The sequence below is a fragment of the Microbispora bryophytorum genome (genome assembly GCF_006874465.1).
GTDB classification, from domain to species: domain Bacteria; phylum Actinomycetota; class Actinomycetes; order Streptosporangiales; family Streptosporangiaceae; genus Microbispora; species Microbispora bryophytorum.
This window is the reverse complement of sequence record NZ_VIRL01000002.1, coordinates 193,228-216,642: the sequence shown is the minus strand read 5'-3', so window position 1 is coordinate 216,642 and position 23,415 is coordinate 193,228. Positions and strand designations below refer to the sequence as shown.

The 23,415-nt window shown below is 67.7% G+C and carries 20 protein-coding genes and 1 tRNA gene; 8 read left to right on the top strand and 13 right to left on the bottom strand.

Annotated elements, in window-relative coordinates:
• Positions 1–20: 20 nt before the first annotated feature.
• The 4 genes from FLX07_RS05265 to FLX07_RS05250 all read right to left on the bottom strand — a co-directional run bounded on the left by FLX07_RS05265 (position 21) and on the right by FLX07_RS05250 (position 5,168).
• On the bottom strand, positions 21–1,400 hold the full coding sequence (locus FLX07_RS05265) for a toll/interleukin-1 receptor domain-containing protein (RefSeq protein ID WP_142568303.1): 1,380 nt from the start codon (positions 1,398–1,400) through the stop codon (positions 21–23).
• 313 nt (positions 1,401–1,713) lie between these two features.
• Positions 1,714–2,415, bottom strand: coding sequence for a tyrosine-type recombinase/integrase (locus FLX07_RS05260; RefSeq protein WP_142568302.1), 702 nt, complete (start codon positions 2,413–2,415; stop codon positions 1,714–1,716).
• A 435-nt stretch (positions 2,416–2,850) separates the two neighbouring features.
• Positions 2,851–4,320: a helix-turn-helix transcriptional regulator gene (locus FLX07_RS05255; protein ID WP_142568301.1), complete on the bottom strand. Its 1,470-nt coding sequence runs from the start codon at positions 4,318–4,320 to the stop codon at positions 2,851–2,853.
• Positions 4,321–4,322: 2 nt separating this feature from the next.
• On the bottom strand, positions 4,323–5,168 hold the full coding sequence (locus FLX07_RS05250) for a hypothetical protein (protein ID WP_142568300.1): 846 nt from the start codon (positions 5,166–5,168) through the stop codon (positions 4,323–4,325).
• 438 nt (positions 5,169–5,606) lie between these two features.
• On the opposite strand from FLX07_RS05250, the gene FLX07_RS36310 reads away from it, so the two are divergent.
• Positions 5,607–5,674 (top strand) — tRNA-Leu (locus FLX07_RS36310).
• A 314-nt stretch (positions 5,675–5,988) separates the two neighbouring features.
• Here FLX07_RS36310 and FLX07_RS05245 read toward each other — a convergent pair.
• Positions 5,989–6,381: a hypothetical protein gene (locus tag FLX07_RS05245; RefSeq protein ID WP_142568299.1), complete on the bottom strand. Its 393-nt coding sequence runs from the start codon at positions 6,379–6,381 to the stop codon at positions 5,989–5,991.
• A 54-nt stretch (positions 6,382–6,435) separates the two neighbouring features.
• Here FLX07_RS05245 and FLX07_RS05240 point away from each other — a divergent pair, with 54 nt between their 5' ends.
• The 3 genes from FLX07_RS05240 (at position 6,436) to FLX07_RS05230 (ending at position 8,129) form a co-directional block, all read left to right on the top strand.
• Positions 6,436–6,882 carry a MarR family winged helix-turn-helix transcriptional regulator gene (locus FLX07_RS05240; protein ID WP_142568298.1) on the top strand — a complete coding sequence of 149 codons (447 nt, stop codon included), beginning with the start codon at positions 6,436–6,438 and terminating at the stop codon, positions 6,880–6,882.
• A 240-nt stretch (positions 6,883–7,122) separates the two neighbouring features.
• Positions 7,123–7,659, top strand: a complete 537-nt coding sequence (locus tag FLX07_RS05235) for a GNAT family N-acetyltransferase (RefSeq protein WP_142568297.1) — start codon at positions 7,123–7,125, stop codon at positions 7,657–7,659.
• Between the two features lie 74 nt (positions 7,660–7,733).
• Entirely contained in the window at positions 7,734–8,129 is a 396-nt protein-coding gene (locus FLX07_RS05230) for a DNA-binding protein (RefSeq protein ID WP_142568296.1), read from the top strand.
• A 47-nt stretch (positions 8,130–8,176) separates the two neighbouring features.
• On the opposite strand, the gene FLX07_RS05225 is transcribed toward FLX07_RS05230, so the two are convergent.
• The 3 genes from FLX07_RS05225 to FLX07_RS05215 all read right to left on the bottom strand — a co-directional run bounded on the left by FLX07_RS05225 (position 8,177) and on the right by FLX07_RS05215 (position 10,427).
• Complete coding sequence (locus tag FLX07_RS05225) at positions 8,177–9,163, bottom strand: DUF4232 domain-containing protein (protein WP_167748126.1); 987 nt, start codon at positions 9,161–9,163, stop codon at positions 8,177–8,179.
• A 98-nt stretch (positions 9,164–9,261) separates the two neighbouring features.
• Positions 9,262–9,714: a GNAT family N-acetyltransferase gene (locus FLX07_RS05220; protein WP_142568294.1), complete on the bottom strand. Its 453-nt coding sequence runs from the start codon at positions 9,712–9,714 to the stop codon at positions 9,262–9,264.
• Between the two features lie 29 nt (positions 9,715–9,743).
• A complete protein-coding gene (locus tag FLX07_RS05215) occupies positions 9,744–10,427 on the bottom strand; it encodes a TetR/AcrR family transcriptional regulator (RefSeq protein ID WP_229689620.1) in 684 nt (227 codons plus the stop codon).
• Between the two features lie 209 nt (positions 10,428–10,636).
• On the opposite strand from FLX07_RS05215, the gene FLX07_RS05210 reads away from it, so the two are divergent.
• The gene (locus FLX07_RS05210; protein ID WP_229689619.1) at positions 10,637–12,031 is read left to right on the top strand and encodes an MFS transporter; all 1,395 of its coding nucleotides are present in this window, start codon (positions 10,637–10,639) and stop codon (positions 12,029–12,031) included.
• Between the two features lie 507 nt (positions 12,032–12,538).
• Here the strand turns inward: FLX07_RS05210 and FLX07_RS05205 are convergent.
• The 3 genes from FLX07_RS05205 to FLX07_RS05195 all read right to left on the bottom strand — a co-directional run bounded on the left by FLX07_RS05205 (position 12,539) and on the right by FLX07_RS05195 (position 15,616).
• Positions 12,539–13,108 carry a hypothetical protein gene (locus tag FLX07_RS05205; protein ID WP_142568292.1) on the bottom strand — a complete coding sequence of 190 codons (570 nt, stop codon included), beginning with the start codon at positions 13,106–13,108 and terminating at the stop codon, positions 12,539–12,541.
• Between the two features lie 167 nt (positions 13,109–13,275).
• Positions 13,276–14,046, bottom strand: coding sequence for a class I SAM-dependent methyltransferase (locus FLX07_RS05200; RefSeq protein ID WP_223852725.1), 771 nt, complete (start codon positions 14,044–14,046; stop codon positions 13,276–13,278).
• A 49-nt stretch (positions 14,047–14,095) separates the two neighbouring features.
• Positions 14,096–15,616, bottom strand: coding sequence for a CynX/NimT family MFS transporter (locus FLX07_RS05195; protein WP_208762087.1), 1,521 nt, complete (start codon positions 15,614–15,616; stop codon positions 14,096–14,098).
• A gap of 309 nt (positions 15,617–15,925) precedes the next feature.
• Between FLX07_RS05195 and FLX07_RS36895 the strand changes: the two genes are divergently transcribed.
• Positions 15,926–17,173, top strand: coding sequence for a discoidin domain-containing protein (locus FLX07_RS36895; RefSeq protein WP_142568291.1), 1,248 nt, complete (start codon positions 15,926–15,928; stop codon positions 17,171–17,173).
• Positions 17,174–17,453: 280 nt separating this feature from the next.
• On the top strand, positions 17,454–19,406 hold the full coding sequence (locus FLX07_RS05180) for a Xaa-Pro dipeptidyl-peptidase (RefSeq protein ID WP_142568290.1): 1,953 nt from the start codon (positions 17,454–17,456) through the stop codon (positions 19,404–19,406).
• An 89-nt stretch (positions 19,407–19,495) separates the two neighbouring features.
• Here the strand turns inward: FLX07_RS05180 and FLX07_RS05175 are convergent, their stop codons facing one another.
• Positions 19,496–20,668 (bottom strand): transcriptional regulator, encoded by a 1,173-nt coding sequence (locus tag FLX07_RS05175; protein WP_142568289.1) that lies wholly within the window; start codon positions 20,666–20,668, stop codon positions 19,496–19,498.
• A 166-nt stretch (positions 20,669–20,834) separates the two neighbouring features.
• Here FLX07_RS05175 and FLX07_RS05170 point away from each other — a divergent pair, with 166 nt between their 5' ends.
• On the top strand, positions 20,835–21,548 hold the full coding sequence (locus FLX07_RS05170; protein WP_142568288.1) for an FMN-dependent NADH-azoreductase: 714 nt from the start codon (positions 20,835–20,837) through the stop codon (positions 21,546–21,548).
• 517 nt (positions 21,549–22,065) lie between these two features.
• On the opposite strand, the gene FLX07_RS05165 is transcribed toward FLX07_RS05170, so the two are convergent.
• Entirely contained in the window at positions 22,066–23,283 is a 1,218-nt protein-coding gene (locus FLX07_RS05165; protein ID WP_142568287.1) for an FAD-dependent monooxygenase, read from the bottom strand.
• Positions 23,284–23,415: the final 132 nt, after the last annotated feature.

The following is a 23,415-nucleotide window of genomic DNA, read 5'->3' as shown; positions in this document are numbered from 1 at the left end:
TGCGCCTCACTCTAGCGATCCTACTCGGACGGGGCTAATTCTATCAATTGGGGATTCCCATCCCGGAGGATGGCGCCCCACGCAGCCATCTGTTGAGGAGTGATCTGGAGGGGTTGCTGCAGCCGCTGCAGGCCTTGCATGATGCTTTGAATCTCGGCCCCTGTCGGATTGTAAAACTTGACCGCCCGCAAGCACTTTTCAGCCCCGGCTAGGTCACCACTTACGATCGAGGCGGTAGCCGCCGTGGCGTTTACCCACATGTTTCGCTCGGCAAGCCGATCGATTATTACAATAACTTGACGGTAGACATCTGCAGCTTCCTGTATTCGGCCCAACTGCAGCTGAGACATACCAAGCAGATCCGCAAGGTAATATGATTCCGGATTTACTGCGAACGCAGCCGCATAAATCCCCTCGGCCTCCAGAATGCGCCCCTGATCCCTGAACCATCGACCTTTCAACGCCGCACATTCCACATTGTCCACAAACGCGCTCGGAGCTAGCTCCTCGATACTTCGGATAATGGCGTTGGCATCCTTGTAGTTACGGCCGGCCACGTAAGCTTGCCCCAGGGAACGCAGGATGAACAGGTCGCGAGGGGACAACCTACGAGCCATTTCGAACTGCTCGGCCGCTTCCCGATAGCGCTTTGTAGCCATGTAGAGTTGGGCGAGCCTGCGGTGCAGGCGTATATCAATAGGACGTTCATCACCGCCTCCTTTTTGGCCGAATGCCACCAGCAGCCATTCGTGGACCTGACGGACCTCCGACGCCCGGTCACCTGTAGCTAGAGCGTCCAACCTCTCACACCATTCGTTCACGATCGGCTCGGCCGGAGTCAAGGGAGCGGTGCGCAATGCCTCAGCAACAGCGTCAAGCCAACGGGTCACGACTCGCTCGACGTTCTGGGCAGCCCTGATGGTTGAGGCCGGGTCGCTGCTGAACTGCTCGATGAATTCATTGAGTAGGAGCCTGACGTCGGAGGAATCATCACCTCGTGCGATATGGGCGTGACTGCTCGCTAGCGGAGAGGGGACATCGTTCATACCAATTTGGAACGCAATGGGGCGTACCGTTCGCAGCCGAGCCTGAGGTTCGGCCAGGGCTGCCCCGTAAACCGCGCCTGCCTCCCATAGAACCCATGGCTTCTGCACCGAGGCTGGCGTTAAGAGCACAAGGGTCACGGTCGCGTTCCTGACCTGCTGAGCGATCCACTGAAACCAGTTCTCCCCGAACTTGACGCCGCCACCGAGTTCGCGACTGGTCGAGTAGACAACTGAAACGGCGCCTGCTCCTAATAGCGTATCGATCGCCTCATTCACAGCGTCAGCAATCGCTTTGTCGACCTCTGTGTGGCTGATGAAAATTACAGGCTTGCCGGAGCCGTCGGCCGCGTTCATCTCGGGACCCCTCTCACTAGCAACGAAATTCACCGGCCACAGGGGTATAGTCAGGGCGGATGGCTACAAACTAAATCGAAATCTAAGGTCCCAGCAGGAGGCTCGTACGCGCCTTCAGCCGCCAGCGGGCTGCAGTTTTACAGGAGTCGGAGGCATAGGGGTGATCGGGCGGCCGAGGCAGCCACGGAGGTGCCTAGCCTAGCAAGACCTGGCGAATTAAGTGGAAAGTGCTGAGGGAGATGGACCTGCCCCTGAAACGCCTACGGGTCCTGGAGTGACCCGAGACCCCGAGACGAGACAAGGCTGTAAGAACTCACGAGACGAGGGCTACCTCTATCCGCTGATTGGCGATCTCACACTGTCCGTCGATGCACTTGGCGTACACCCGAAGCATGACGTCAATGCCGTGACCGGCGCGCTCCGCCGCTTCCGGGGCGTGAACCCCTGCATTGAGCCAGAGGGACACGGCCGCGTGGCGCAGGTCGTACGGCCGGGCCGCGAGGGGCGAGGCGACCTGCTCGGGCGTCAGCGCGTACGTCCGAGCCTCCTTCCAGATCTTCGCGTAGGCCGAGGCCGAGATGACGCCGCCCGTCCGCGTGCGAAAGAGCCGGCCATCTTTGGCTGTGCCGTAGGTTTCCAGGTGCGTGCGCAGGATCGTGACCAGTTCCGGCGGAATGGGGACGATACGCGTGGTGCCCTCTGCGCGATGCTTAAGGCCCCGTTCGTCGAATCCCTCCCCCGAGTCGGTGAACCGCTTACCGCTCTGCGGCCGAGTCTTCTCCAGCGTCAGCAGGCCCCAGCCGGACGAGGGCAGATGGCAGTCCTTCTCACGTAGCCCGGCCGCCTCGGCGGGGCGCAGGCCGCTGAAGTACATGCAGGCGAACATCGCGGCCAGCATCGGCCCGCGCGTCCGGCCGCAGTAGGTGAGCGCGACGAGGAGCTCCCGCGCCTGGGCCGGGTTGACGACGGATCGCCGATCTACCTCGCCGCTCGTCTTGGGGCGGCGCAGTTTCACCCGGTCGAGCGGATTTGCCGAAAGCCAGCAGCATTCGACGCCGCTGACGAAACTTTCCCGCCAAGCCGGTGAGTCTCACCCCGGCATTCCACCTCAAACCCAAGATCAATCCCAGAGAGCGCGAGATTAGATTCGCGACCGTTACTACAGCCTCCGGCGGGGGCGCTCCGACTCCAGGATGATCACCCTCACAGTTTCGAAGACCGTAAGGGGCTGAGGTGGAGCCTGATCACCCCGTCGCCATCGACCGGGACAAGCCGAGCGGGCCAGGGCCGGGGGGTCAGGCAGCCGAGGGCGTGCGCGGACGCGCCCTTCAAAATCCGGCACATACACCAGACACCCTTCAGGCAGCATGGCCGATTTCCGCCGAGGCGTAGCTCAGCGCGCCGCTCCCCCGCTAAGATCAAGTCCACTTACAATTCGTAGGCGGTGGGTTCAAGTCCCACCCGCCCTACTACGGGCATTGCGCGCCTCCTCAAGTTGCTGACGCGTTATCACTGTGCCATGAGGAAAGTCCGTCTCAGTGAGGGCTTCAAGGCCAGTGGCACTAGAGCTGCCCAGAACCTCGGTCGATGGGGCGGGGGCACTGATGTCGCCCAAGAGTTGATCTAGTAGATGCGCCAGGATCGTTGGGCCAGTTCCGGAGTAGCCCCATGTGTTGCCGCCGTCCCATTGGGCAGGAGCGAGGAAAAGTTGGCCGTCTTCCGTCCTGATCCACACGCTCCCGTCGAGGACTATAGAGTGCAATGGGGATACGGTAGGTAGATGTTTTGGAACGGCTGCGATCATCGCCTTATCGGCTAGCCCAATTACTGGCAGGCCAGTCCAAGGATCTTGAAGCGCGCGCCCTTCCAGTCGAGAGCTGAGGACCCGGTAGCGGGCATCGCGGGGTGCATCGACGAGCCTAGAGGTCCACTCCACCCTGACAGCCGAGCCCTCATCTTCTGGCTCAAGATGAACAACACCTGAGAAGGGAAAGTGTTTCCCACCATTCCACTGAAGTGCGGCAGAGACGCACTGCTCTGCCAGCGTATCCTCGCGTTGAAAGACTTCGGCCCAGCCCGATTCACGGACGTCCTGTGGGAGAGGATTCTCGTGGGGATCGGGCATCGGGAGGGGCTTCGCTGCAAACACGACGTCTCTCGCCACAGGCCTCTCGTAGTCGCTCCAATACTCGAGGTTGCGGTCAGCTTCAACAAAGGCGCGATGAACAATAATGTGTGCGAGCTCTCGTAGCGTTCGGGATGTTGGGTGATCATCGGAGTAGGCCGCTGCGAGCTGGAAGAGGGGGCCTGCGTTAAGCTCATGCTGCGCTTGAGCACAAACGGTTTCTATACCTGGGCGCCAGCGGAGCATCTCCTGTGGGTTCCGCATATTGATAGGCCAGTACGGCACTGGCATGCCGAGGACACGGGCGAGATCCTCCCACAGTACTCGGTACGGGCCATAAGGTTCTGCCAAGTCCAAGGCGTCCAGGTTGGGCCCTTTGGAAACCCGCCAGTCGGGCCTCAGGACCACGATGGCAGCCGCATCTGATACTACATCAGCAGCGAGCTCGTTCAGCGATACCCACCCGCCCATCAATGGGGGATAGACAAAGCTCAGTCGCCCGAATTCGGCGTCCCACGACAGGACCGTATATCCGTCAATCACTCGCGCGCCGCCGTATGGTGCTGGGTTGACTGGCACAGGCCAGTAGAGAAAGGGCACACGAGCGGCGAGATGTCGTCCAACCATCGCCGCCCATCTCAAGATCGCTACTTGGCTCCAGTACTCACGAGCACCACTTCGCTCGACTGGTTCAGGAAACCCGGGCTCTTTGCGGAGACGCCAGAGGTGTGGACGTGAGATGTTGAGTAAGGTACAGATCTCTTTCTTGTCCAGCAAGTTCGATTTGGAAGCCACGCTTACGACGATAGCCGCTGAGGGTCAGTGACCGCAGCGTCAACCACTGACCGAAGGCGTGATGTTACTTCCGCGAGGTACTCATACCTGTCGTGCTCCTCGGCGCTTGAGGAGAGGGCCTGTTCAAGCTGGCGGATGCCCTCCACGAGCGGACCAGAGGAGGAGAAGGGAGAAGAACGCTTCTCTCGGATCCGCGCGAGCACCGATCGAGCCTCGTCGATCCATGTCAGCGGGCTGACGGAACTATCGAAGAGCCCAGAGGGTGAGCCTGCGCCGACCCACTCAAGAGCCTCCTCCATCTGCAGGTGGAGCTCTGGAGTGGGGAATAGGGGCCGGCCGATTTCACGCAGGCGAGGTTCGACGTCGCCAATCAACGTATTCCAGCGCATTCGGATTTCAACTAAGGAGCCGCCGACGTCCAGGGGACTCTTCCAGCACGCGTTCCATGCTCTGATACAGCGGTCGCCCTGCGTGATTACCTGCTCCAGCCCCGAAGTAAGCCGCTGGTCAGATACGTTCAGAGCGTCGAGCCAGTCCTTGATGGCGACAACCGTCTCGCTGTGGGCTGCCCAGAAGGCGTCAGATGCAGCCTCGTGATCCGAAAGCGTGCTGTTAACGCGCAACCCCATTGCCAGCGCTGACATACGATGGGAAAGGTCCGAAGCCAGACCCGAAAGAGTACGCCACTGCTGATGATCCATCTGATAGGTGGACACGCGATGCAAGACTATGATCGCCACGGGTACGGCAAAGCAAAAACCTGTGAGCGAGGACAGCAGGTTTGTGAGGAAAGGGCTGCTTTCCCAAACCCCGATGGAGTCCCCCATAAGGCCGATCACGAGAATCATGGCACCGATGCCAACCAGCAGAAGCGCCGCGCCCCGCAGAGCGGGGGGCGTGGCTGTCCACCATTCAGCCCGGCCCTGTCTAGGCCGTTGTGAAGGTAAACGAGGCGACAAATACCTCACCCGCCTTGGGTCTTGAAGCGCCTGGGCAGAGCGTAGCGAACAGCGCGGTCATTACGAGACCAATCATGCCCGCGCACGAGTAGGACATTCGGGACATCTCCGGAGCCACCACCCGGGCGGACGATCACGACCTGAGTCGGACGGACTCTGGATGGCTGAAGCCCTGACGAACAGCAGGATGAACAGCTCTGACCGCTCCTGGGTCATTGCTGGCCTTGTCAACTGAAGAGCTGCCCAGAACTCACCACGGGGTATGCACGGGATGATCACCCCCTCGACCAGCGGGCAGCCTTATGTACTCGCAGGTCGGCGACGGCGAGGGCGAGGTAAGAGATAGTCCACTCATAATTCGTGGGTCGTGGGTTCAAGTCCCACCCGCCCTACCACGTTTGATCAGGGAAACCCTGCCTGAGCTGCGGTTCCTCCATGGATCATGATTACCGGGCATGCACCCGCAGGCCACCGAGAGCCGCCGCTTGTCGCCGCTCACGGATATACGCCGGATGGCGCAGAACACGAACGGGTGTCGTCGGGCAGTTCGATGGTCAGTGTGGTGTCGCTGACGTCCACGGTGACGATCGCGCGGGCGTGGATGGGCCGAGGGCGGCCTTCTGCTTGGCCACCGTGATGACGCCGCTGTGCCGGCTACCCGCTGCACGGTGATCCGCTCGGCCGACGGGCGGGGTGGCGGCCCGAGGGATCAGGTTCGGCGTGCGGCGACGCGGAAGGACTCCCGCATCTCGGGCGACCACAGGGCCCAGGCGAGGGTCGCGAGAAGGAGGCCGTGGACGACCTGTTCGGCGCGGAACCAGACCGGGATGACACCGGGGAGGGCGACGTTGACCGCGACCAGGGCGCAGGCGACGAGGGAGATGATCCGGAGCCGGTCATAGGTGCCCTTCGACCCCGCGAGGACGCGCTTGGTCAGGATCAGACAGATCACCGACCCCGCGAGGATGCCGCCGGCCTTGGTCCACACGTTGTTCGCCGGTTCCTGACCCAAGGCCGCGACGGCCATCGTGAGCAGGAACATGCCGACGCCGAGGCCCGCGATGGCGTAGGCGAGCCGCTTGATCAATGCGTTCTTTGTCATGGCCGTGACACTAGTTTAATTGCATGCAGCATGCAATCAACTTAGGGTGAACTCGTGCACGACCACGAGAAACCCGACGAACAGGACGTTCAACGCATGGTGGACGCCCTCCTCCTGATCAGCGACGGCATCGAACGCACCCGCAGGCGACGACCCAATGCAGGCCTGCTGCGCATGCTGCAACTCATCGCCACCACACAGTCCGTCCGCACCTCCGACCTGGCCAAAGAACTCGGTGTCCACCAGTCATCGGCCACCCGCCAGGTCCAAGCCCTCACCGAAGAGGGCAAGGTTCAGGTCCTCACCGACCCGGACGACCGCCGGGCGAACACCATCACCATCACCGAGAAAGGCCGCGCCGAACTCGCGACCCTGGAACGCATGGGCCTGCAACGCTGGATGCTGTTCACCGATGGCTGGGCCGCCACCGAAGTCCAGACCCTCGAACGGCTCCTCACCAAACTCCGCGCCTCGATCGCGGCCGCCAACCGCAAGACGTAACCGTGACGCGGAGATCGGCCGACAACGGCACCTGTCGAACATGTCCTGGGACTGATGTGTCAAGCACGTCCCGGGACAGGACAACGCTGCATTCGTCCGTCTGCGAAATGGCATGGCAGAAGTGACGGGCGGCGCTCCGCGCCGCCTCGCGGCCCCGCGCCCGCTCGCCGGTCGGCCCGAGCAGCCGACACCAGAAACCGTGAAACCTCATCCATTGCTTCACCCGTCATGATTCGGATCATGACCCGTCCCGAAGCCCGACTCCGACAGCTCCAACCCACCGACGTCGAAGCCGTCCACTCCTGGGCCAGCCTCCCCGAGGTCTGCCGGTACCAGGCATGGGGACCCAACTCCCTCGCGCAAACGCGCGCCTTCGTGGCGGAAGCCGCAGCCGCATGGCATGAAGAACCACAGACACGCTTCCCCTACGCAGCTCTCCTGGACAACGAGGTCATAGGAATGGGCGAGTTCCACATCCGCAGCCTCACGCACGCCCAAGGAGAGATCCAGTACGTCACCCACCCCCGTCTCTGGGGCCATGGCCTGGGCACCGCCATCGGTCGGCAACTGCTGCACATCGGTTTCCACCAACACGGAATGCACCGCATCTACGCCACCTGCGACCCCCGAAACGCCGCCTCCGCAGCCGTCCTGAACAAACTCGGGATGACGCATGAAGGCCACCTCCGCCACACCATGGAGCTGCGTGACGGCTGGCGAGACTCCGCGATATTCAGCATCCTTGCCACCGAATGGAGGACCAACACAAGCAGCTGACACTCAACGCCTCCGGCGGGGGCGCTCCGGCTCCAGGATGATCAGCCGCGCAGGCGTCAGGCCGGGCGCCATAGTTGCATGTCGAAACCGTCGTCCTCGACTCCCAGGGGCTCTCCGCCTGGATCGCGCAGGACCGCAAGATCCTCGCCATGTTCCACGTGTTTCATTCCATGGGTGCCGATTTCGTCATCGGCGCCAACACCATTGTGGAGGTCAGCCACACGCGAGTGGACATGCCACGGCTGCAGTGGGTGCTGTCCCGTGTGAAGGTCGAACCGTTGACCGAGAGCGCAGCGAAGAGGTCCGCTGAACTACTCAAGGCCACAGGCCTGCACGGCCACAAGCACGCGATCGACGCGACGGTCGCCGAGATGGCGTTGCGCCAACCGGGCCCGGTGGCCATGCTGACCTCCGATGTGGACGACATGATCCGCTTGTGCGGCAACCGCGTCCGGCTCATCGGCATCTGAACGCGTAACAGAGCAGCCCGACGTAGAAACCGGCACGCCGACAGGGTCTACGGAGCCTCGTCCTTCTTCCACGGGCTGACACCGAGTTTCCCGGTGGTGCCGAGATCGAGCTCCGGCGTCACCATCACGGGACGAGCACCGGCCTTGGCGTTCACCCTGACGTACGGCACGTTCACAGAAGCGTCGACGCCGGCAGCGACGGTGTTGCGCCACATCAGGCCGGCGGACGCGCTCTGGCCCGGCTTCAGGGTCACCGGCTGGGGCGGGTCGTCGAAGCCGGTCACGGTGGAGATGTCGCCACCTCCGTGCAGGATCTCGACACCGGTGACGGGCTGTCTGTCCTCGTCGAGGAGCTGGAGCTGCGGGTAGCCGTTGATGTGGTAGGCGCGGGTTGAGCAGTTCTCCAGATGGAGCCCCACGACGCGGAGCCCCATGGCGGCGTCGCCGTTGCCCAGCGTGACGCGGATGCCGGAAGGCGGACAGGGGCCCGCCGGGGCGGGCGCCTCGTCCGCCGGGACGCGCCTGACCTTGGCGATTCGCGCACCCACTGTGGGGGGCACCTTCGGGGGAAGCTCGTCCACGGCGACTGTGCGCCTCACCGTCTGACCGGGCTCGACCGCTGGGACCGTCTGTTCCGCACCTGCCAGCACCTGTCCGGAACGGGACACGAACGTGAAGGTGACGGTGTACGTGAAGGGTTCGGTTTCGTGGTTGGTGACCTGAAACTCGGCGGAGAACGGGGAGAGGCCGCAGTTGCGGGCCCGTCCGCCCAGGCCGGTTATCTCCACGCCGTCCTTCTCCAGGTCCCCGGAGCCGCCAGGAAGGACCGAAGTGCCGGAGGTGGGCGGCGTACCGGTGGACGGGGCACCGCATTCGGGGTCACCGCGCCGCTCGGCCGAGTCGGGTCCCTGGGTCCGCCGCGATCCGTCGCTCCATACGGCGACCCCCTCCGATCCGCAGGCCGACAGGAGCAGGAGGCCGGCGAGCACGGCGGAAAGGCCGAGCGAAGTGGTACGCATCCGGCCGTGACGCATGAGAAGAACCTTAGGACAGACAGGCCGCCGAGGCCCCCTCTGGGCGTGACCGTATGAGGCCGGCGGTGCGTGGTCGATGGATCAGCTACAGGCGCCGATCAGCGACGGGCAGGGTCCGGATCGCGCACCATGAACACGTCCACCTCGTCCTCGGTCTCGACCGTGAACCCGTGCCGCTCGTATAGCCGCCGGGCCGGACTGCCCTGCAGGACGTTCAGCCGGATCAGGGCGCCTTCTCGGTCGCACCGTTCCAGCAGCCTGCCCAGCACGGCGGAGCCCACGCCCCTGCCCTGCAGCTCCGGGGCCAGGTAGAAGTGCTCCAGCCAATAGTCGCCCTCGGCCGGTCGCAGCGCCACGCAGCCGGCCAAGATACCGTTCACCTCGATCGTCCAGGTGTGCGCCGGCGCGAATCCGTCGCGCAGCCGCTGCCGTACGCGCTGCTCGTCGTACCGGCCGAGCCGCTCGAGATCCGCTCGAAGCACCACGGCCCGCAGCTCGGCCACCGCCTCGACGTCTGCCGTCGAAGCAGGCCGGAGCCTCCAGTCCACCATGATCACGATCGTATCGACCGGGGCTTACGTCACGTTTCCGGCGTGGCCTGTGCGAGCAGCCCGTCGACGAGAGCCCGCAGCCCCTGGGAGTAGGTGTCCTGTGCGGACAGCGTTCGCCACTGATCGCCGACGGCGACCAGGCGTGGCATCCGCGACTCGTCGAGGCCGCTGAAGAGGGGTTCGCGGTCGGCGGGTCGCGCGGCGTCCGCCGGTTGCTGAGCGGAGTGCGCGCGGACGAGGATCTCGCCGACCGTGTAGTACCAGATGTGGCGGAAGACGTGCACGGCCTGTTCGGGTGTGCATCCGTGGTCGATGGCTCCGGCCACGATGGATTCGACCATCCACACCGATTCGCCGAGCCGGCCGACGAACCCGTCGGCCGTGAGGACCTCCGCGGCCCACGGCCAGGCCGCGAGGGCGTCGTGGATCAGGGTGGCGGTCGCGATGATGCGCTCTCGCGGCTCGCCGGGCAGGTCGGGTTGCGGGATCTGGTCCGCGTATTCGGTGATCAGCAGAAGCTGCAAGTCCTCTTTGTCGCGCACATGGTGATACAGGGTCATCGTCCCGATACCGAGCTCCGCGGCCAGCCGACGAATGCTCAGCTTGTCCCAGCCGTCCCGGCCGATGAGCCGACGAGCCGCATCCAGGATCTGCGCCCGGGAGGTCACCGGTGGACGGCCGGTGCGGCCGGGCGCAGCATCGCGTGGAGACACCGTCCCATCATTCCGCCCGGCCACTCCCTTCCGCCAACCGGGGCTTCGGCTGTCGACACCCGGCCGCATCCGCTGTACTTTCAGTACGCGTACGAGAAATGTCCCACGAGGACCGGCCAGAGGATGGAGGAACGGTGACAGACGCGAGATCAGCAAGCGGACACCCGGTCGCTCACATGGCCGCCCGGCCAGCGCTCACCCTTGCCGCGGTGGCTGTCGTGCAGTTCATGGTGTCGGTGGACCTGTCGGTCGTGAACCTCGGACTCCCGCAGATCGCCGCCGGCCTCGGCTTCAGCGCAGTGGGCCTGACCTGGGTGATCCACGCCTACGCCCTCACCTTCGGCGGGCTGCTCCTGCTGGGCGGCAAGGTCGCCGACCGCTACGGTCACAAACGGGTCCTGCTGCTCGGGCTCGCCGTCTTCGGCCTCGCCTCGCTCGCCGGCGGCTTCGCGCAGGAGCCCGGCCATCTCGTGGCCGGCCGCGCCCTGCAGGGCATCGGGGCCGCCGCGCTGTCTCCGGCCGCGCTGGCGCTGCTGGCCGTCACCTTCCCCTCCGGCAAGGCTCGGGTCCGGGCCTACGGCATATGGAGCGCGGTGAATGCCGCCGGCGGCGCCCTCGGCGTCCTGATCGGGGGTGTGCTCACCCAGTACGCGGGCTGGCGCTGGGTGATGTTCGTCAGTGTCCCGATGGCCGCCATCGCGCTGGCCCTGGCCTGGCGGGGCGTCGCCGCCGCTCCGCCCACGGCTTCCGGCGGCCGCCCGGACGTGCTGGGCGCCGTCCTGGCCACGGCGGGGATGTCCCTGCTCGTGTTCGGCGTCGTCCGCACCGACCAGTACGCGTGGACCTCGCCGGTCACCCTGGCGACCCTGGCTATCGCCGTCGCGGTGCTGACCGCGTTCGTCTACGTCGAGCGGACCACCACCCGCGATCCGCTGATCCGGCTCGGCCTGCTGACGAACCGCTCGGTCGCCGGCGCCAACTCCTACAACCTCCTCCTCGGCGCCGCCATGGCGTCATCCTTCTACTTCGCCTCCCTCTACCTCCAGCAAGTGCTCGACGCCAGTCCGACAATGGCCGGGATTCAGTTGCTGCCCTTCGCGTTCGGTGTGATCGCCGGCGCCGCGGTCGCCATCAAACTCGGCTACCGTCTTCCGCTCCGCACCATGCTGATCATCGGCGGATCGGTGACCGCGGCCGGGTTCGCCTGGTTAGGCCTGATCAGTGCCGACGGCTCTTTCCTCACCGACGTCCTGGGCCCGTCGCTCGTCGCCAGCGTCGGATTCGGGCTCTGCCTCGGACCGGTCGTCTCGGCCGCCACCGCGGGCGTCGCGCCGGGCGAGACGGGCGCCGCCTCCGGCCTGCTCTCCAGCTCACGCCAGATCGGCGCATCGCTCGGACTGGCCGCTCTCGGCACCGCCGCCCACGCGCGCACCGGCCGGAGCACCACGATCGAGGGCCTCACCGAGGGCTACGCGTTCGGCATGACGCTCGGCGCGGCGCTCCTGATCGGTGCCGTCCTCATCGCCATCGCCGTCCTGCCGCGTACGAGCGCAGCGACGCCGGCGGAGCACGGCAGCCCCGAATTGGTCCCCGAACCGGAGTAGCCGGCCGTGCCGCGCCATCTCGCGGCTGCCGCACCGCGGCCCAGACATGGTTCTGGTCGACCAGGCGGGCGGCAGCAGTGTGCGCCCCACTTCGCATGCCGCCCCACTTCGGCCATCGGCGGCAGCGGTGTCAGAGGCGTGAGAGGCAAGGGAGCGCCCATGACCGCAGGATCATGACGGCTGCGAGCCGGTGCGCGGCGACGGAGCGCGCGCCGGTCCCGGCTTCCTCGACGGCGGTCACGGCAACCTCCAGAGCCCGCGCGGTTTCGGTCAGCGGCTCACCGTAATAACCCGGAAGGGGCCGGAGACGGGAATCCGGCCGAGTACGTGCGATCACAACCAATGCGCCTCAAGGATACGGAAGGAATCCAGCCGCCCGCGCAAAGGAATTGTCGGCACAGAGAAACGGACCGACAGCATCTTCGATTGCACTTGTTTTCTGTTGCGAAAAGCGGTTGTTTGCGCATTGCTGGGTGACGGAGCCTTTCGTTACCTCTAGCGTGAGAATCAGGGTCTGGATCCACGGTTCGATGGATCGATTTGCGCTTCGTGTGTCCGGGTGTTCCCGGCGACAGTCACGGAGCCGACGGAGTGATACTCATGCTCAAAGAAGCACTGGCTGCTGGCGCGATCACGGCGTCGGCCCTCATCGTCCCGATGACGATGCAGACGCAACCGGTCAATGCGGCCGGCACCACCGCACAGGTCATGCAGAACCCGACACAGCCCTGCCCCGGAGGCAGATGCCGTGGCCGTGAGCGCCAGCGGCCGTACGGCCAATACGGTCGCGAACGCGGCCGTGAGCGGGGCCGATTCGAGGAGCGCGGACGCGAGCGCGGACGGTTCGAGGAACGCGGACGCGAACGCGGACGGTTCGAGGAGCGCGGACGCGAGCGCGGGCGCATGGAAGATCGCGGGCGCTTCGAGGAGCGCGGACGCGAGCGCGGGCGCATGGAAGATCGCGGGCGCTTCGAGGAGCGCGGACGCGACCGGAGCCGGTTCGAGGAACGCGGACCGCGGTAGCGGCATCAGCAGCAGGGAGAGCGAGGCAGCTGCAAGGACGGGATAACCGCACATCGAACCTGCTGGACCCTCCTGCCCCGCGAGGCGGCCGCCTCGTGGGGCTCTCCCTTTGCAGCAGACGGCGACACGGCCCGCTCCCCCGCATTTCAGCCGTCGCCGCGAAAACGAATTGTCACGCCCCGCGATTAGCGCGATTCAGGCCGGCGAGAGCGTCGGCCTTATTACGACGTGGTTCGGCCGGACGGGATGCGGTAAACAGACACGTGCGAACGCGACTCGGCGGTGAACTCGGTTCCGATCCAGTCCGCATGCCTGGCCTCCAGTTCGAACCCGGACAGCTGAGCCATGAGATCGAGCTCGGCCGGCCAGATGTATCGGTGGGGGCTGCGGAACAGCTCGGCCTGTCCGCTCTCGTTGAACCTGAAATGGTGCGACACGAGGTGTTGCCGAAGGAAATCGTAGGTGTCCAGGCCGATGTGGCCGGGCTCGCAATGCCACACCACCGCCTCCTGGCCCGGCGGGAGCTTGCGCAGCTCGGGCACCCAGAGCTCGATCACGAAGCGGCCGCCGGGCCTCAGGTGCCGCGCCGCGTTGCGGAAGCACGCGACCTGCTCGGCCTGGGTGAGCAGATTGGAGATCGTGTTGTAGACGAGGTAGACGAGTGAGTACTCCCCCGGAGCCACGGCGGTCGCCATGTCGCCGACGACGACCGGGATCTTCGTTTCGTCCATCTTCGTGCGTAGCTGGTCGATCATCGGACGCGACAGCTCGATGCCGGTGACGGGCACGCCACGCTCGGCGAGCGGAACGGCCACACGGCCGGTTCCGATGGCGAACTCGAGCGCCCGCCCGTCGCCCGCGAGATCGGTGAGGCGATCGACGGCCGGGCCGAGGACCTCGGGCGCGAACATCCCGGCGCCCGGCGTGTCGTAGTGCCGGGCGACGTCGGTGTTCCAGATCTCCTCCTGCCGCATGTTCCCCACGATCACCATCGACGTACGGCACTGTCCAGCGATTTTCCCCCCGGAAAGTTCAAGGAGATCAAATCTGCCGGTCGCGGCCCGCGAGGTATCCGGCGGCGATCTGCGGCACCATGAGGCACACCGCGAAGGCCAGCGGCCCCCGCCAGCCGCCGGTGTGCTGGTAGAGCGCCCCGACCAGGATGGGACCGGGGACCGACAGCACGTAGCCGACGCTCTGCGCGAAGGCGGACAGCCGGATCACCGTCGCGCCGTCCCGGCCGCGCATGGCGATCATCGTGAGCGCCAGCGGGAAGGAGCAGTTGGCCACGCCGAGGAGCACCGCCCACAGCCAGGGCGCGGCGGCGGGAGCCGCCCACAGCCCTGCGTACCCGGCGAGCCCGAACGCTCCGAGCAGGGCCGCGATGCCGCTCTGGTTCCGCAGCCGTCCGGCGACGGCGGCCAGCACGAAGGACAGTGGCACTCCGAGCACCGAGGTGACGGCGAACAGCAGGCCGGCGGTCTCGGCGGACAACCCGGCGTCCCGGAAGACCTGGGGCAGCCAGCCCATGATGACGTACGCGGAGCTGGACTGCAGGCCGAAGAAGACCGCGAGCGCCCAGGCCATGGGACTGCGGGCGACCCGCACGTGCGCTCCGGCCCCCGCGGCGGCGTCCCCGCCCGCCGCCCGCCCGGCCCGCTGCCCAGACTGCTGCCCAGACTGCTGCTCGGCCTGCTGCCCGGCCTGCTGCCCAGACTGCTGCCCGGCCTGCTGCTCGGTCAGCCCCTCGGTCAGCTGCCGGCCGTCGCGGGCGAGGGCGACCCAGGGCGGCACCGCGACGGCGGCGAGGACGGCCCAGGCGCCGAGACCGGCACGCCAGTCACCGCCGAACGCGCCCGCGAGCGGGACGGTGACGGCGGCGGCGGCTGAGGCGCCGAGGTTGAGAGCCATGGAGTAGAGGCCGGTCATCATGCCGACCCTGTCCGGGAAGCGTTGCTTGACCACGACCGGCAACAGCACGTTGGCGACCGCGATCCCGGCCAGTGCGAGGCCGCTCAGCGTGAGGAAGACCGGGGTGCCGCCGGCGAGCGGACGCAGCGCGAGCCCCAGCGCGACCGCCGCCATCCCGGCGAGGACGACGCCCTCCGGTCCGTGACGGCGGGCCAGCCGGGGTGCGGTCGAGCCGACCAGCGCGAAGCACACCGCCGGTACGGACGCGAGCAGCCCGGCGACGGCGGCGCTCATCCCGAGGGCGGCGCGGGCCTCTTCGAGCACGGGTCCGATACTTGTGACGAGGGGCCTGAGGTTGAGCGCGGCCAGCACCAGTGCGGCGACCGCCAGGCGGCGAGTCCACGTGGCGGACCGGGCGCGGCCCTGCCGCTGACTCACCGGGCTCCGCCGCGCTACCTCGGCCTTCGGCGCGGCCTCGTACTGAACCGCCACCTCGTGCTGGACCGCCGCTCTGTCCAGACCCTCTTTGGCCAGACCCTCTTTGGCCTGAACCTCTTTGGCCTGAACCGCCTCGTCCCGAACCACCACCGTGTCCCGAACCGCCTCGTCCTGAACCGCCTCGTCCCGAACCGCCACCTCGTCCCGAACCACCGGCTCATGCCGAACCACCCCGTCATGCGGAACCAGAGGGTTACCAACCGCCCGGTCATTCACGCGTTGCCATCCCGGAACCCACCTCGTCGGCCTTGAACGGTCGGTTCATCCTAAAATCAGGCGCTTATTCCGAAATCCACTGGGTCACCCAGAGCGGCAACCCTGCCGGCTCGCGATCCCGTCCGTCACATTGTTCCGGTTGGGGGCTTGACACCCCTTTTGTGACGGAAAAAACTCGGAACGCTCCCGCTCCACAGCACTCCCCCAACAGCGGCCGGTGAGCGCTCGGCCGCGAAGGAGACAGGCATGAGGCGATTGTTCGCCGTTTTCGCGCTGGTCGCAGGCTTTCTGCTGGCGCCCGCGCGGGCTGACGCCGCCGTGGCGGACGTGGCCCCGTCCGCCACCGCCTCCGCCTCCTACACCTCTCCCTGGGAGAGCGTGGCCGCCGTCAACGACGGCGTCGAACCGGCTCGGTCCGATGAAACGCGGAACCGCCGATGGGGCACCTGGCCCGAAGCCGGCGAACAGTGGGCCCAGCTGACCTGGCCGTCCGCCCAGACGATCTCCTCGGTGCAGGTCTACTTCTTCGACGACGGAGGCGGCGTCCGGCTGCCGGCCTCGTGGAAGCTCCAGAGCTGGGACGGCGACGCGTACGCGGACATCGCCGCCTCCTACCCCACCGCGGCCGACACCTACAACACCGTCACGTTCCCCGCCGTCACCACCACCCGGCTGCGCGTCGTCCTGCAAAGCGGCCAGGCGTCGGTCGGGCTGCTGGAGATCAGGGCGCTCGCCGACGCCGCGGGCCGGCCGAGCGGCTGGACCCCGCCCGCCGACCTGGTCGCGCCGCTCGACGAGGTCTGGCGACACGTCGAGTCCACGAACCCCGACCTGTACGGCTATCGCAACTACGGCTGGGACCAGATCATGGCCAACGGCGGCAGCGTCAACTACTGCGTCCGCTGGGACTCCAGGGCCCCGGTCTCCGCGGAGCTGCGCGACAAGATCCAGGCCGCGCTGGCCAGGTCGTTCAAGAAGTGGATGGACGTGATGGCGGGCCACAACGGCTGGCCGTACGCGGACGTGCCGGTGAAGGTGGTCGGCTGGGCCGTACGCGACCGCGCCACGCTGCAGTGGAACGACGACTCGGTGGACGTCTACGTCGGTGACATGCGCGAGAACGCGCCGCAGTGCGCCGAGCCGTGCGGGCGCCTGTTCGACCAGTCGGGCGCCTACTCGGGCTGCCCGGGCGGCGCCGCCCACCACTACGACATGTCGCTGTGGCTCACCGAGGGCATGGTCGGCGGCATGGGAGGCGCCTGGGGGCAGCGCGTCGGCAGCGAGTATCTGGTGGACAACCTCGGCAGCGACGACATCCACATCCTCCTCCACGAGATCGGGCACGGTTTCGGCCTGGTCGACTTCTACGACTGGACCCCGGCCGGACAGTGCTGCTTCCTCATGAAGGCGGGCTCCGCCACGTCGATCACGGAGTTCGACGCATGGATGTTGCGCGACGTCTGGAGGCACCTGAAGAGCCGCTACGGCTACTGACGCCCTTCCGGGGCGCGTGCCGGCACGACGCGCGGGCAACCGGCAGCCAGGTGGCGGCGGACGGGGCGGGCTGCGGTAGCCGCCGCCGGGCGTGCGCGTCGCATTGCGACAGATTTCTACATTTGTCGAAAAACGCCGCGATCAAGACAGAACGGTCGTACGAAGACATTCGGCACGTGCGTCCCTAGCATCGCCCCTGGGCCGAATCCTCCGGCCCACATCCCTCCGATGTCCCCCCATGTCCCCCCATGCCCCCCGATCGTTCTTGGAAGGTTTGCCGATGTCCTCATCGCGCCGGGTGACGCCTGGTCCCGTCCCGTCAGCCGCGTCACGCCGTACGGGAGCCGCACGACGGGGCGCGGCGGCGCTGGGTCTCGCCGTCGCCACGACCGTCACGGGTCTCACCGTGAACTCGGCCCCCGCGGGCGCCGCCGTCCCCGTCGGGCCGGTGATCCAGGACGGCATGGCCCAGCCGGTGTTCTCGTCCAACAGGAACGACTGGATCCGCGAGGAGGTGTGGGTCGAGACCCCGGTCGACAGCGACGGCGACGGACGGAACGACCGTGTGCACGCCGAGGTCACCCGCCTGCGGGAGACCGAGACGGCCGGCCTCAAGTCGCCCGTCGTGTACGAGGTCAGCCCCTACTACGCCGGCGGCAACGACGTCGCCAACCACGATGTGGACCACGAGCTCAACCAGGCGGTCCGCCCGGGCAAGGGCTGGCTGAACCGTGGTGGCAAGCTGCTCGACCCCGCCGCCGACGAGCGCCTGTCCGCGGCGGCGGACGACTCCGGGGCCGGCGGCGCCGACGCGTCCCTCGCGGCGAGCGGCCCGCAGCCGGTCATCAGCACCAGCCACGAGTCCAACTGGCTGCCCCGCGGTTTCGCGGTGGTCCACGCCGAGTCGCTGGGCAGCGGCCAGTCCGACGGCTGCCCGACCACCGGCGGGCGTAACGAGACCATCGGCGCCAAGTCCGTCGTCGACTGGCTGAACGGCCGCGCGAAGGCGTACGACGCCTCCGGGCGGGAGGTCGGTGCGACGTGGTCGACCGGCAAGGTCGGCATGATCGGCACCTCCTACAACGGCACCCTGCCCAACGCGGTCGCGAGCACCGGCGTCGAGGGGCTGGAGGCCATCGTGCCGATCTCGGCGATCTCCAGCTGGTATGACTACTACCGCGCGAACGGCGCCGTCGTGGCCGCCGGCGGCTACCAGGGCGAGGACACCGACGTGCTCGCGGAGTACGTCTACACGCGCGCGGACAGGCAGGTCTGCCGGAGCGTCATCGAGGAGCTCGCGAAGGCGCAGGACCGCGTCACCGGCGACTACAACGCCTTCTGGGACGAGCGCAACTACATGAACGACGTGGGCAAGGTCCACGCCGCGGTGCTGGTCGCGCACGGTCTCAACGACTGGAACGTCAAGACCAAGCAGGCCGCGCAGTGGTACGAGGCGCTCAAGGCGCGCGGGGTGCCGCACAAGATCTACCTGCACCAGGGCGGCCACGGCGGCTCCCCCAGCGTCGACGTCCTCAACCGCTGGTTCACCCGCTATCTGTGGGATTACCAGAACGGCGTGGAGAACGACCCCCGCGCCCTGGTGCAGCGTGAGGACAAGACGCTGGTGCAGTACGCCGAGTGGCCCGACCCGGCCGCCGCGAACACCGAGCTCAACCTGGCCCCCGGCGCCGGCGGCGCGGCCGGCGTCCTCACTCCCGACCGGACCCGGAAGGGCAAGCCGGTGACCGAGACGATCGTCGACGACGCCACCCAGCGGGCGCAGACCCTCGCCGACGCCGCCACCTCGCCCAACCGCCTGGCGTACAAGTCGGAGGCGCTGACCGCGGCGGCCAGGCTCAGCGGCACCCCGCGGGTGTCGCTGCGGATGTCCTTCGACCAGCCTGCGGCGAACGTCACGGCGCTGCTCGTCGACTACGACCAGAGCGGCAAGGCGAAGATCATTACCCGGGGCTGGACGGACCCGCAGAACCGCAAGTCGATCTCCCGGACCGAGCCGGTCAAGCCGGGCACGCCCTACCGCCTCGACTTCGACCTTCAGCCGCACGACTACATCTTCCCGGCGGGGCACCGGATCGGGGTCGTGCTGCTGTCGAGCGACTACGAGTACACCATCCGGCCCGCCCCCGGCGCGCGGCTGCACCTCGACACGACGAAGAGCACGGTGACGCTGCCGATCGTGGGCGGCGCCGGCGCGCTCACCCCCGAGAGCTGACCGTCGTTCCTCGCCACACCCCGTCCCCGTCGGCCTGATCGGCCGGCGGGGACGGCGTGCGTGTGACCGCAGGCACGGCGTGGGTGTGACTACAGCAGAGCCTCGCGGTGCCGCCAGGCGAGGCCCAGCACGGCCGCGCCCGCCGCCTGCATCGGCTCGTCACGGACGTACCGCCGCACCGTCTCCGCGTCGAACGGGACACTGCCGACGACCCGTCCCTCGCTGTTGGACGCGGCGACCTCGCCGAAGACGGCGTCGAACGTCTCCGCCTCCAGCACGGTCACCGTGAGGACGTCGGTGGCGAAGGTCAGCGGATCGACCCCCACGCCCAGCACGAGGCAGCGGGCCCGCCCGTCCTCGCGGGCGTCGGTCAGCAGCCGGTAGAGCGGCCAGCTCTCGTAGTCGAAGCCGTCGCCGTACTCCTCTCCCCGTCCGAGGAACTCCTCGGCGTACTCGCGGACCATGCACGTCCACAGGTCGAGGTCGGTCTTCTCCGCGCCCGCGGACTCGTGCGCGGGCTGGAACACCCCGACCGGCATGACCTGGAACAGCCCGCCGCCGTGCGCCACCCGGGCCGGGTCGCGCCAGTGCAGGACGAACGACGTCTCCCCCGTACGGGGGTCGTGGCGCAGCGTGAGCGTTGAGATCGCGCAGAGCGCGGGCCGCCGGCGCAGGTCGGTGGGATCGCCCACGAGGGCGCGGAACGGCGGCGGCCCGCCCCCATAACCGGCCGACTCGTGCCCGGCTGACCCATAACCGGCCGACTCGTACCCGGCCAACTCATGCCCGGCCGACTCATGCCCGGCCAACTCGTGCCCGGCCAACTCGTGCGCGGCCGCCTCTCCCACGCTCACGCCGTCGAAGTAGCGGGCGCGGGTGAAGGTCAGCTCCGGCCAGGCGACCTCCAGCAGCCGGTAGCAGGTGCGGTCCTCGAAGAGCCGGGGGCGGGCGAGCGCCCCCAGCGCGTCCGGGTAGGCGACGGCGCCCTCCGGGAGCAGGGCCGCCGCCTCCGGTTCGCGGCCCGTGACGGCGGGGGCGGGAGCGTCCTCCACCCAGCCGAGCCGCACCTCGCGCAGGTCGAGCGGCGTGGCCGGGATCCAGCCGTCCCGGGTGAGCAGACGGGTCGATCCGGCCCTGGGCGTCCCGGGATAGAGCCGATCCGCCGCCACGGCCAGCTCGTGCCGATGCCCGTCCAGGCGCCGCCGCACCTCGGTCCATTCCGGTCCCGAGGGACGCCCGCGCGGATCCGAATGCCCTGTCACGGGCTCAGCACCCTACTCACAGGCGCGGTTCCCCACCCCGCGCCCGGACCGAGCGCCCTCGCATCGTGACCCTGTCACCTCTTTCGACTACGCAGCGTCATAGACAGTGACGGAAAGTATCCAGAGAGGAGCTCGCGATGCACACGCGACGACAGGGGGTGAGCCCGTGACGTCCCTGCTTCACTTGGACTCCAGCGCCAGCGACTGCGATGACTCGGTCACCAGGCAGTTGACGGCGCTCTACGCGGACACGTGGCGACGTCTCCACGGGAGCGCCGGGTACCGCCACCGCGACCTCGCCGCCGAGCCGGTCCCGCTGGTCTCCCCGGCCTTCGTCTCCCTCGGTATCCGGGTGGAGAGGCACGGGGCGGTTCCGCTGCCGAAGGTGGCGGAGATGGCCGACAGCCCCGCCGAGGAGCGCGAGTGGGCGCTGACCCTTCCGCTGATCGCGGAGATGCGCGCCGCGGAGACCGTGCTGGTCGGCGTCCCCATGTACAACTTCTCCGTGCCCGCGTCCCTCAAGGCGTGGATCGACCGGGTGACCTTCCCCGGGGCGTTCCTCGACCCCGGCACGGGGGACCGCCTGCTGCGGGGAACGAGCGTGGTGGTGATCTCCGCTCGCGGCGGCTGCTACGCACCCGGCACGCCACGGGAGGACTTCGACTTCCAGACGCCCTACCTGAGGGCGTACTTCACCGAGTTGGGCGTGGCGCCGGAGAACCTGCGCTTCGTCCACGCCGAGATGACCCGGGCGTCGGACGTGCCCGCCCTTGCCCACTTCAAGCCTCTGGCGGCGAACTCGCTGGCCGCGGCGCGGACCGCTGTGTCCGAGCTGGCCCGCCGGCCGGCGGGCAGCGGGACGGCGGCCCGCATGCGGTGAGGTCCCCGCACTGCCGGGCCGGGTCCGGCTGCCGCCCGAACCGGCCGCTCGGCCCGGCCCGTGACAGCCACGGATGAGAGGTGGTGTCCGCCCGTCGGCGGACACCACCCGCAGGGCCGATGTCACCTTTCCACGGCGCGATTCGTCATAAGGACGAGGAGCAGGGACACGAACGAACAGGAGACCGTTCCGCACCGCCGGCGTCCGGCATTCGAAGCCGCGCCGGGCCCCGCCGAGCCGCATCGGACCGCATCGCGAGGCAGTCAGTCGGCATTCTGTAAATACGTTGTCAGAATGCCTGGCCCTTGCGCGCCATTATCGAATTCGATCGGGCGACATACGCGAATTCATATCGTCGTGACGCCGGAAGATCTCACGGTTTCCGCAATTCACCGGCGAGGTTTCACTCGGTCGCGGCGATCTCCGCTGCCGGCTCGGGATACGGTCCGCAGGTCGCCTCCGCCAGGAGTGACCGCCCCGGCGACGAGAGCGGCTACAGCCGGGGCGGTCCGTCTGCTCAGGCGAGAGACTGCCGCTGCTCCACGGTCATCCGGTAACGGTGAGTGATCGTCGCGAGTTCGGTGGCCTTGTCGTGTTCGGCACGACCGGCGATGGCGCGCTCGGCGCCGTCCATGTTCCGGTTGGCGAGGATGATGGCCGTCGTGGCGGGGCGCCTGGCGGCTTCGTACCGCTCCAGGGCGGCGGTCACGTCCTCGCCTCGCGTGAGTTCGGCAGCGAGCGTGACACCGTCGATGACAGCCTGCGAGGCACCGTTGGCGCCGATCGGGTACATCAGGTGAGCGGCGTCCCCGAGCAGCGTGACCCTGCCCTCACCCCAATGCGGGAGGGGGTCGCGATCGGCCATCGGGTAACGCAGGATGCGTTCGCTGCGAGCGACCAGGACGGCGGGGTTCAGCCAGCCGAAGTTCCACTCGGCCAGGTGCGGCAACACCTCTTCGATCAGTCCGGGGCGGTTCCATCCCGCGCCGTCGGACAGGCTCTTCGAGGGAGCGGCGACCATGCAGACCCAGTTCACCAACGCCTTGCCGCGCTCCGCGTGACGCCTGGAGATCGGATAGGCGATCAGCCGGGTGGCCTGCTCGTCGTTGACCAGGATCATCGTGCGCCCGTCGAGGAACTCGTCCAGCTCGGACAGGCCCCGCCACATGTCGACTCCCGCCGGGGACAGCGGGCCGTGGCCGGGGTGGAGCTGAGACCTGACCGACGAGTGCATCCCGTCGGCCCCGACCAGCGCGGCGGCCTCGAACTCGACCGCTCCGCCCGCCTCGTCGTACGCGAGGACGCGGACGCCCGAGGCCGTCTGCCGGAAGCGGTCGACGCGGAGTCCGGTCCGCACCGCGTCGGGGCCGAGCCGGTCCCGGACGGCCGCGAGCAGGAGCATCTGCAGCTCACCGCGGTGAATGGAGTATTGGGGGTGCTCGTGACCCGCGGCGACGCCCCGGGGCTCGGTCCACAGAGTGGCCCCCCTGTGGTCGAGGTAGCGGTGCTCGCGGGTGTGGATGCCGGTGGCCGCCAGCGCCTCGCCGAGCCCGAGCCCGGTCAGCGCGCCGATCGCGGCCGGCTGGATGTTGATTCCCACTCCGAGCGGCCGAAGCTCGGCCGCGGCCTCCAGCACGACCGCGTCGATTCCCCTGGCGTGCAGGGCGAGCGCGGTGGCCAGCCCTCCTATCCCCGCACCTGCGATCACGATGTCGGCGGTGTTGGCGGTCGTCATGGCGTCGCGCTCCCTGGGCCGGGAATGGCTACTCTTCGTGACTTCAGTCGGTGCCGCAGCGGTGTGGTAGGGGCCGGGCCCCGAATACGAGCCCGCTTACGGAGTGCGGGCGAGGCCCCGTCCCGCCGATGC